Source organism: Desulfurobacterium pacificum, from assembly GCF_900182835.1.
GTDB classification, from domain to species: Bacteria; Aquificota; Aquificia; order Desulfurobacteriales; family Desulfurobacteriaceae; genus Desulfurobacterium_B; species Desulfurobacterium_B pacificum.
This window is the reverse complement of the sequence record NZ_FXUB01000008.1, coordinates 1-8,998: the sequence shown is the minus strand read 5'-3', so window position 1 is coordinate 8,998 and position 8,998 is coordinate 1. Positions and strand designations below refer to the sequence as shown.

Annotated in this window: 11 protein-coding genes; 3 read left to right on the top strand and 8 right to left on the bottom strand. The window is 40.4% G+C overall.

What is annotated here, in order from left to right:
* Positions 1-103: 103 nt before the first annotated feature.
* Positions 104-565 (top strand): hypothetical protein, encoded by a 462-nt coding sequence (locus tag QOL23_RS08450; RefSeq protein WP_283401152.1) that lies wholly within the window; start codon positions 104-106, stop codon positions 563-565.
* Positions 565-1,230: a hypothetical protein gene (locus QOL23_RS08445; protein WP_283401151.1), complete on the top strand. Its 666-nt coding sequence runs from the start codon at positions 565-567 to the stop codon at positions 1,228-1,230. The genes QOL23_RS08450 and QOL23_RS08445 overlap by 1 nt, the downstream gene beginning before the upstream one ends.
* Here the strand turns inward: QOL23_RS08445 and QOL23_RS08440 are convergent.
* The 7 genes from QOL23_RS08440 to argH are packed head-to-tail and all read right to left on the bottom strand — an operon-like array spanning position 1,204 to position 6,981.
* Entirely contained in the window at positions 1,204-1,818 is a 615-nt protein-coding gene (locus tag QOL23_RS08440; protein WP_283401153.1) for an alpha/beta fold hydrolase, read from the bottom strand. The two genes, QOL23_RS08445 and QOL23_RS08440, sit on opposite strands and share 27 nt — an antisense overlap.
* A 10-nt stretch (positions 1,819-1,828) precedes the next feature.
* Positions 1,829-3,127 (bottom strand): S41 family peptidase, encoded by a 1,299-nt coding sequence (locus QOL23_RS08435; protein ID WP_283401150.1) that lies wholly within the window; start codon positions 3,125-3,127, stop codon positions 1,829-1,831.
* Positions 3,124-4,065: a transketolase family protein gene (locus QOL23_RS08430; RefSeq protein ID WP_283401149.1), complete on the bottom strand. Its 942-nt coding sequence runs from the start codon at positions 4,063-4,065 to the stop codon at positions 3,124-3,126. Before QOL23_RS08430 ends, QOL23_RS08435 begins: the two co-directional genes overlap by 4 nt.
* Before the next feature lie 18 nt (positions 4,066-4,083).
* On the bottom strand, positions 4,084-4,944 hold the full coding sequence (locus QOL23_RS08425; RefSeq protein ID WP_283401148.1) for a transketolase: 861 nt from the start codon (positions 4,942-4,944) through the stop codon (positions 4,084-4,086).
* Positions 4,945-5,274 (bottom strand): nucleotidyltransferase domain-containing protein, encoded by a 330-nt coding sequence (locus tag QOL23_RS08420; protein WP_283401147.1) that lies wholly within the window; start codon positions 5,272-5,274, stop codon positions 4,945-4,947. It lies immediately after the preceding gene.
* The gene (locus QOL23_RS08415; protein WP_283401146.1) at positions 5,244-5,603 is read right to left on the bottom strand and encodes a HEPN domain-containing protein; all 360 of its coding nucleotides are present in this window, start codon (positions 5,601-5,603) and stop codon (positions 5,244-5,246) included. The genes QOL23_RS08420 and QOL23_RS08415 overlap by 31 nt, the downstream gene beginning before the upstream one ends.
* Positions 5,596-6,981: an argininosuccinate lyase gene (gene argH, locus QOL23_RS08410; RefSeq protein WP_283401145.1), complete on the bottom strand. Its 1,386-nt coding sequence runs from the start codon at positions 6,979-6,981 to the stop codon at positions 5,596-5,598. The genes QOL23_RS08415 and argH overlap by 8 nt, the downstream gene beginning before the upstream one ends.
* Positions 6,982-7,076: 95 nt before the next feature.
* Here argH and guaB point away from each other — a divergent pair, with 95 nt between their 5' ends.
* Positions 7,077-8,543, top strand: a complete 1,467-nt coding sequence (gene guaB, locus QOL23_RS08405) for an IMP dehydrogenase (protein WP_283401144.1) — start codon at positions 7,077-7,079, stop codon at positions 8,541-8,543.
* Between the two features lie 105 nt (positions 8,544-8,648).
* On the opposite strand, the gene QOL23_RS08400 is transcribed toward guaB, so the two are convergent.
* Positions 8,649-8,900: a hypothetical protein gene (locus QOL23_RS08400; RefSeq protein ID WP_283401143.1), complete on the bottom strand. Its 252-nt coding sequence runs from the start codon at positions 8,898-8,900 to the stop codon at positions 8,649-8,651.
* Between the last annotated feature and the right edge of the window lie 98 nt (positions 8,901-8,998).

Genomic DNA, 8,998 nt, shown 5'->3' with positions numbered 1-8,998 from the left:
CTCAAGAGGCTTTAGAGCCTATGATACATGGAGTCCTTGTCCCTCTTTCGCTTTTTGTAGTTTTAACTCTAATATAAACTAATTTTTTGCAGGAGAGATAGTTATGTTTTTTCTCAAAAAAGAGAAGAAGCCTAAAAATATAAGGGAGTTCTTAGAAGCTGCTTCGGAAGAGATAGAAAATTCTGGTTGGATAGCTACGGCAATATTTACTTCTGATGGACTTAAGGTTTTTTCGAAGCAAAGGAACTCAAACTACAACGTTGAAAGGATATATCCTTACGCTATAAAGTTGTTTCAAACGGCATCAAAGTTTCACGAGAAGGCTTCTCCCGGTTTGAAAGTTGGAGGGTTTGAACCACCGAGAACGCTTATCTATCAGATGAGTACGAGAGAGACGGTGTTTATTGTGAGGGGATTTTCTGAAAAAAAGGAGATATTTTTAATCTACATCGTTGACCCAGAATTGTCTGGAAACTACTCTACGGATAGAACTCTTAATAAGTTACTTTCGTGGCTTTATGAGGTGAGTAAAAAGTTTGACCGATTCCTTTCTAAGGAGAAGTAATGAGTTTTGAAGAAGTTCTTATGAACCTTCTTGGTGCAAGAAGTAAGTGGTTTCTGCAGTTTGAAATTGAAAATGGCAGAGGAATTGTTGCCATTCAAGGTGGGAAGATAGTTTTTGCTGAACTAACCTATGAGGGAGAGCTTTTAGAGGGAAGAGAAGCGGTAAAAAAGATAATGGAAGCATCACGAGAAGTTAAAGATATTGAGCTTCAGCCTTTAGAGGGAACAATAGAGAGTAATGTAGATATTGATCAGTTTGAACTTTTATCTCTTTTGGAAGGAGAAAAAGAATTTACTGAACCTGAGGTTGAAGTAGAGGAGTTTTTTGAGAAGAAAGAAGGGGCAGTTACAGAAGTTTGTTTGAGTTTTTTTAGTAGGAATTCGGTAAAGCTCGTTGCTATAAACGAAGAAGTAGAAATTAATAACTTAAGCCTGACTAAAGGTGAAATAGAGAAAATTGTGAAGACTTATAAAGACTTAAAGGAAGAAATGAGCAACATGAACTTCAACTATTTAACTTTTACCTGTGAAAAACTATTGGGCATAGTTATTTTTTCGGGAGAAAAGACTGCTCTTATTCTTTTAGATTCTGAAGAAAAGGCAAATTTTGAGCTTGATGAACCAGAAATAGTAGAGAAGCTAAAGCAGGCTGTCCAATCTTCTTAAAATTGAGAAATGGTCTTCTTTAGGATAGATAATTAATTTGGAATTATTCATTTCATTAAATAGTTTGTAAGCACCTATCAAACCAGTTACGTTATCTTCTTCGCCTACTGCGATTACCGTTTTAACAGGAAAGTTTTTCACGTAAGGGCTTAAAGAAAAATAGACGTAAGATTTTAGCAACTCTCTTGCTTTCTCTTCCTTTAACAGTTGAACATTATTCAGGTTTGCTCCGCAGATTTGTCTGAAATAGGTAATTCCAGAGAAGAAATTGTTGTTAAGTTTTTTTAGAAATCTTTTGACTACAACTTCCGGTTGAGATAGCGGCATAAATTTTAGTGTTGGAGCTATAAGAATTAGCTTTTCTACTTTTTGGGGGAATTGAGAAGCTATTAGCGTTGCAAGAGTGGCCCCTAAAGACCATCCTATTAAGGTTATCTGATGAGGTAAGTCTTTGCCTATCTCTAACGATAGTTGAATTAAGTTCGTTGACTTATAAGGACTCTCCCCGTGACCGGGGAGAGCTATGTGATTGGCGTTCGCGAGTATCGTTTCTTTCCAAACTAAAGGAGTAAAACTCCATCCATGTATAGTGTAAACGTTACGCAGCCTTTTTAGCCTCCGCTTTCATCATCTGCTGAATAAGATGAAACTCTTTGATGACTTCTATCGCTCTCTTTATCTGGGCATCTAAACGTTTTTCCCTTTCCTTTCTAATCTCTTCTGTTTTCTCAGGGTGTTCTTCAATCTCTTTGAATTCTTTTTTAAGGGTTTCTATGTCGCTTTTTGAGAGTTTAACTACTATATCCGGTTCTATTCCTTTGCCGTCAATGCACTTGTGATTTGGCATGTAGTACTTAGCGGTTGTTATCTTTATGGCGTAGCCCATATCTAACGGATAGAGCGTTTGAACGGAGCCTTTACCGAACGTTTTTTCTCCTACAACTATTGCTCTGTCGTTGTATCTCAAGGCACCTGTGAGGATTTCGGCGGCACTGGCAGTTCCTCCGTTAACAAGCATAACAACGGGAACGTTGAGAGGAACAATGGGTTTGTGGGTAGAGTAATATTTTTTAATGCTTTCGGGAATTCTTCCCTTCGTATAGACGATGAGCGCACCTTTTGGCAGGAAGTAATCGCTGATTGCTACGGCAGAATCTAAAAGCCCTCCTGGATTGTTCCTGACGTCAACGATAATTCCTTTTAAGTTCTTATCCTTTTCCAGCGCTTCAAGGGCTTTTTTGAACTCATCCACAGAAGTTCTCTGGAACATTGTAAACCTTATATATCCAATGTCTCCTGGCAGTATTCTGTATTTAACGCTTCTGATTTTTATTATCGCTCTCGTTATCGTAAATGGCTTAGGCTCGCTCCAGCCTTTTCTCCATATCCATATCGTTATTTTCGTTCCAGGCTTTCCTCTCATGAGTTTTACAGCATCCATGAGGGTCATGTCGGGGGTTACTTCTTTGTTGTTTATCTTTACTATGATGTCTCCAGGTTTTATCCCAGCCCTGTAGGCAGGTGTATCTTCAATGGGCGCAATTATCAGTAACTTTCCATCTTTTGTTTTCGTTATCTGAATGCCAAGTCCGCCAAACTCCCCGGTAGTTTCTACCTCAAATTCTTTCAGTTTGTCAGGAGTAAAGAGAGTGCAGTGAGGGTCAAGTTTTGAGAGCATACCTTGAATTGCGCCTTCAAAAAGTTTTTTTGGAGTCACCGGGTCAACGTACTTTTCTTTTACTAACTGGTAGGCTTCTGTAAAGAGTCTCACGTAGTCAAGTTCTGTAGGAGAGGAAGCTTTTAAGTTAACAGAAGCTGAAAGTGAAACTTTTGCAAGAGAGAACAAAAACACTGATGTAAGAATGAAAAATACGGTTAGCTTTATGCCTCTTTTCATTTTTCTTTCCTCTCAAGGACTTTTTTTACTTTTTCAATTATGCCATTTTCATCCAATTTGAAGTAGTGCAGTAGTTCCCAGCCTTTACCTGAGAGTCCGAATACGTCTGGCGTTCCAAGCCTTTCCATAGGAACAGGGCAGTTCTCTACTAATACTTCTGCTACTGCAGAGCCGAGTCCACCGATTATGGAGTGTTCTTCGGCTGTAACTACGGCTTTTGTTTTCGTTGCTGATTTAACGATTAGCTCTTTGTCTATTGGTTTAACTGTTGGCATGTGGATAACTTCTGCAGATATTCCTTCTCTTTCCAGCATTTCTGCGGCTAAAAGGGCAAAAGAGGTCATGACGCCGTTAGTTATTATCGTTACATCTTCCCCTTCTCTTAGAACGTGCCCTTTTCCTATTTCAAATTTGTAATTTTCGTCAAAGATTCTCGGGAACTTTTCTCTTGTTAGGCGAACGTAGAAAGGACCATCGGTGTAGGCGACTTTTTCTATCACCTGCTTTGTTTCTATATCGTCTGCAGGAACGATAACGGTCATGTTCGGGATGTTCCTCATGTTTGCTACATCTTCTAACGCCTGGTGGCTTGCGCCGTCTTCTCCTACCGTTATGCCGCCGTGGGTGCAAACGATTTTGACGTTGAGTTTGGGGTAGCAGATGGATTGGCGGACTGCCTCCCAGGCTCTTCCTGTGCCGAAGATGGCGAAGGTGCTGACGAAGGGGATTTTTCCGCTTGCTGCAAGCCCTGCTGCAACGTTCATCATGTTGATTTCAGCAATTCCCATATTAAAAAACCTTTCCGGAAAAACTTTGGCAAACTTTGCTGTTTTTGTAGAGCCGGAAAGGTCAGCATCTAAAACGACAATTCTTTCATCTCTTTTGCCTAATTCAACTAACGTATCTCCGTAGGCATCTCTTAAACTAACCTTTTCCATTGTTTCCTCCTGAAAGTCTTACAGCTCTCCTAATTCTTTAAGAGCTTCCTTTAGCTGTTCTGGAGATAGAGCTTTTCCGTGCCATTCGGCTCTGTTTTCCATGAATGAAACGCCTTTTCCTTTAACAGTTTTAGCTAAAATCATTGTGGGTTTGTATTTAACGTTATCTGCTTCATTAAGGGCTTCTTTAATTTCCTTAAAGTCGTGTCCGTTAATCTCTATCGTATGCCAGCCGAATGCCTTCCACTTTTCCATTGTCGGATAGATAGACATGACTTCATCAACAGGACCGTCTATTTGAAGGTTATTATTGTCAACGATTACTATTAGATTATCTAAGTTGTAGTGAGATGCTGACATTGCTGCTTCCCAGACGCTACCTTCCTGGATTTCACCATCTCCTACCATACAGTAAACTTTACTGTCGCTTTTATCTAACTTCAGAGCAAGAGCCATGCCTACTGCTGCGCCAATTCCGTGTCCTAAAGAACCGGTGCTTATCTCTATTCCGGGGGTTGTATCCATGCTGGGATGTCCTTGAAGCATACCACCTAACTTTCTGAACTCCATTAGCTTTTCAAGCGGGAAGTAACCCGTTCTTGCTAAAACGGAATAGAGAGCCGGACACACGTGACCTTTGGATAAGACGAAACGGTCTCGTTCTTCCCATTTTGGATTTTCTGGGTTGTGCCTCATCTTGTAGTAGTAGAGGGTAACTATGATGTCAGCTGCGGACATAGAACCGCCAGGATGACCAGAGTTTGCGTTTGTTGTCATTTTTAAGATGTCTTTTCTGACTTCTCTTGCTATTGCTCTTAAAGTTCCGTCGTCTATTTCTCTGTTTCTCTCGGTGAAAAATTGTGGTTCAAAGGTTATCATCTAAACCTCCGGATAGATTCGGATTCCTTTTTTTACTTCGTTTTCAATAAGTCCTAAAGAGTCATCTGTGAAAATAAGAGGTTCTATTCGTGAGTCAAAATTTCTGGCTAACTGACGTATTCTTGCCTCTATCTCTATTAATTTTTCAAAGTCGTAGTTCTGGTCTATCAAAATGGCAACATCTATATCGCTCCACTCGTCAGGATTACCGTAAGCGTAAGAGCCGAAAAGATAAATTTCCTTTACAGGAAGAATGTTCGTAGAAAGTAGTTTTTTCGTGAATTTCCTCAGGATTTCAATCACTTTGCTTCTTTCAATAATTTCTGGCACAGTTCCTCCGTAAATTTTAGGTATTTCTCTGCACTAAAGCGAGAAATGGTTTCTGTGGAAAGATACCGTATACGGATATACAAAGAAGAAATTTTATCTAACATTAAAGTTTCTTCAGGAGATAGCTTAACCCCAACAAGATTACTAAGCCTGACAAGGTTGTGGATTCTTGGAGGGTTCATTTTTTCGGAAATTATTCCTTTTAAAGCTTTTTCAATTGCTTGCTGGCACATGAAAGGAACGTAGCGATACCTTCCTGTTTCCAACATAGCTTTTGCCGTTTCTAAGTCGTATAAAGCCAATTTAAACCACTCTTCTTTTCTACTCAAATCCTTCTTCCTCTTTGATTTGCTGTAGTTCCTTTTCTACCTGCTGCTTTGCTGTTCCGCCTGTAACGTTGCGGCTGTTTATTGAACCTTCTACGCTCATTAGAGAGAGGACGTCTTCTTCAAAAGCATCTGAAAACTTTTTAAATTCATCAAGGGATAAATCTTCAAGCCCTTTTTTGTTTTCAAGGCAGTATGCAACCAATTCTCCTACTATTCTGTGGGCTTCTCTGAATGGGATACCTTTTTTAGCTAAATAGTCAGCAACGTCTGTTGCTAATGAAAATCCCCTCCTCGCCTGCTCCCTCATCCTTTCAGCTTTTGGTTTCATGTTCCTGACAACGCCGATGTTAACTTTCAGTGCAAGTTTCACCGTATCAATGGCGTCAAATAGAGGTTCTTTGTCTTCCTGCATGTCTCTGTTGTAGGCTAAAGGAAGTCCTTTCAGTATCGTTAAAATAGCTATAAGGTCACCGTAAACTCTGCCCGTTTTTCCTCTCGTTAGCTCTGAGACGTCTGGATTTTTCTTCTGGGGCATTATTGAGCTACCGGTGCAGTAAGCGTCGGGTAGTTCAATAAAGTTAAACTCATCAGTTGACCAGAGGATTAACTCTTCAGATAGCCTTGAAAGGTGCATCATTACCATTGCGCAGTTAAAAATCGTTTCTGCCACGAAGTCTCTATCGCTTACGGCGTCAAGGCTGTTTTTTGTTACATCTTCAAAGCCCAGCAATCTTGCCGTATATTCTCTGTCAAGAGGAAAGCTCGTTCCTGCAAGCGCAGCTGAGCCGAGCGGCGAAACGTTGATTCTCTTCAGACTATCTTCAAACCTCTCGGCATCTCTTTTAAACATTTGGTAATATGCAAGCATGTGGTGTGAGTAGAGAACAGGCTGGGCTATCTGAAGGTGGGTGTATCCGGGCATAACGACGTCAAGGTGTTTTTCAGCTTGCTCTACAAAGGCTTTTCTAAGTTCTTTCAGGAGATTAAGAATTTCTTTTACTTCATTCCTCACGTAAAGCCTTACGTCTGTTGCTACCTGGTCGTTTCTTGAGCGTGCCGTGTGCAGCTTACCGCCGACAGGTCCTATTTTTTCTGTCAACCTTTTTTCTATGTTCATGTGAACATCTTCGTATTCAACCTTCCAATCAAACTTTCCTTCTTCTATCTCTTTCTGTATCTCTTTGAGTCCATTTATGATTTTTTCTGCTTCCTCTTCCGTTAATATTCCTTGTTTTCTAAGCATTTCCGCGTGGGCGATGCTGCCTGCTATATCAACTAAAGCCAGTCTCTTGTCGTAAGAGACAGACTCTGTAAATTGTTCAACTAACTTGTCTGTTGATTCCTTGAATCTACCGCCCCAGAGCTTCTTTTCGGACAAGAGAGCCTCCTTAAATGAGAAAGATTTCTTAATTATAACTTGCCCAATTCTAACAGGAAAAATATAATTCACAAAAGCGTTTCAAGGAGGAAAATATGCCACAGAGAGAGATAAAGGAAGCTCTCACTTTTGATGACGTTCTTTTAGTTCCCAACTATTCTGAAGTTCTTCCTACTCAAGTTGATGTTAGGACAAAGCTTACCAAAAAGATTACCCTCAACATACCAATTATGAGTGCTGCTATGGATACCGTTACAGAATCTGAACTTGCAATAGCAATTGCAAGGGAAGGGGGTATTGGAATTATCCATAAAAATATGAGTATAGAGGAACAGGCAGAAGAAGTTGATAGAGTTAAACGTTCTGAAAGCGGGATGATTGTGAAGCCTGTTACCGTTAAGCCGGAGCAGACGATAGCCGAAGCTGAAAGCTTGATGAAGAAGTATAAGATTTCTGGTCTTCCGGTTGTTAACGATGAAGGTAAGTTGGTAGGCATAATAACCAACAGAGATATAAGGTTTGTTAAGGACTTTTCAAAGAAAATTGCTGACGTTATGACAAAAGAAAACCTTAAAACTGTTCCTGTTGGAACGACTCTTGAAGAAGCCAAGGAGATTCTTCACAGGTACAAGATAGAGAAATTACCTGTTGTTGATGAGAACGGCTACTTGAAGGGGCTTATTACGATAAAGGATATAGAGAAGAAAGAAAAATATCCTAATGCCTGCAAGGATGAACTTGGAAGGCTTATGGTAGGTGCTGCCATTGGCGTTGGAGAGGAAGCTGTAAGGAGAGCAGAGGCGCTTATAGAAGCAGGTGCAGACGTTATAGTGATAGATACTGCGCACGGTCATTCTAAAGGCGTTATATCAATGGTTGAAAAGATTAAAAGTTTATTCCCTGATGTTGATGTAATAGCTGGTAACGTTGCAACAGCTGAGGCGACAGAGGCGCTGATAAAGGCAGGTGCTGATGCTGTTAAGGTTGGTATTGGTCCTGGTTCTATCTGTACGACAAGGATAGTTGCAGGCGTAGGCGTTCCTCAGCTTTCTGCTGTTATGAACTGTGCTGAAGTTGCCGATAAGTATGACGTTTCCATCATTGCTGACGGCGGTATCAAGTTTTCCGGTGACATCGCCAAGGCTATCGGTGCCGGTGCAAGAGTTGTAATGATAGGTAGCCTGTTTGCGGGAACGAAAGAATCACCAGGTGAGTTGATTCTTTATCAGGGCAGAAGCTATAAAGTTTACAGGGGTATGGGCTCTTTGGGTGCTATGAAGAAAGGAAGCAAGGACAGATACTTCCAGTCTGAAGTTGAAGAGAAGAAGCTTGTTCCAGAAGGAATTGAGGGAATGGTTCCTTATAGAGGACCTCTTGCCGATACGATTCATCAGCTTGTAGGTGGTTTGAGAGCCGGAATGGGTTACTGTGGTGCAGCCAACATAGAAGAGATGAGGAAGAAGGCGAGGTTTGTAAGGATAACTTCTGCAGGGTTAAAAGAATCTCACGTTCACGATGTAATTATCACGAAGGAAGCACCTAACTACTGGATAGAAAGGTAGTTTTACATACCCCCTGCTCTGGGGGTTATATTTCTTCTGCGAGTTTTGAAAGTCTATAAGCAACAAGTAAAAGGGAAATAAGTAAAAGAAATCCCGATATAAATATTATAAGTGTTTCCATTTCTCCAACTCCCTAAAAGTGTTTTCAATGGCGATGCCAACTCTAAATATAGCAAGTATAAATCCTAAAAGAGTAATCAAGCCCAAGATTAAAAGGAGAATGCTTATAGGATTTTTAAGCTTAAACATAATTCCTGCGATTCCTCCAGCGTTGGCAGCAAACAAGGCGGTAAGAAGTTTAAGTAATTCTGTTTGGAACTTTAATCTTTCTTTTAGAACTTCTAATTCTTTATCCATTAACTCCTGCAAAAAATTAGTTTATATTAGAGTTAAAACTACAAAAAGCGAAAGAGGGACAAGGACTCCATGTATCATAGGCTCTAAAGCCTCTTGAG

Coding starts and splice junctions, on each gene's coding strand:
- QOL23_RS08400 (WP_283401143.1), bottom strand. CDS start 8,900: ATGGATAAAGAATTAGAAGTTCTAAAAGAAAGATTAAAGTTCCAAACA.
- QOL23_RS08450 (WP_283401152.1), top strand. CDS start 104: ATGTTTTTTCTCAAAAAAGAGAAGAAGCCTAAAAATATAAGGGAGTTC.
- QOL23_RS08435 (WP_283401150.1), bottom strand. CDS start 3,127: ATGAAAAGAGGCATAAAGCTAACCGTATTTTTCATTCTTACATCAGTG.
- QOL23_RS08430 (WP_283401149.1), bottom strand. CDS start 4,065: ATGGAAAAGGTTAGTTTAAGAGATGCCTACGGAGATACGTTAGTTGAA.
- QOL23_RS08445 (WP_283401151.1), top strand. CDS start 565: ATGAGTTTTGAAGAAGTTCTTATGAACCTTCTTGGTGCAAGAAGTAAG.
- QOL23_RS08425 (WP_283401148.1), bottom strand. CDS start 4,944: ATGATAACCTTTGAACCACAATTTTTCACCGAGAGAAACAGAGAAATA.
- guaB (WP_283401144.1), top strand. CDS start 7,077: ATGCCACAGAGAGAGATAAAGGAAGCTCTCACTTTTGATGACGTTCTT.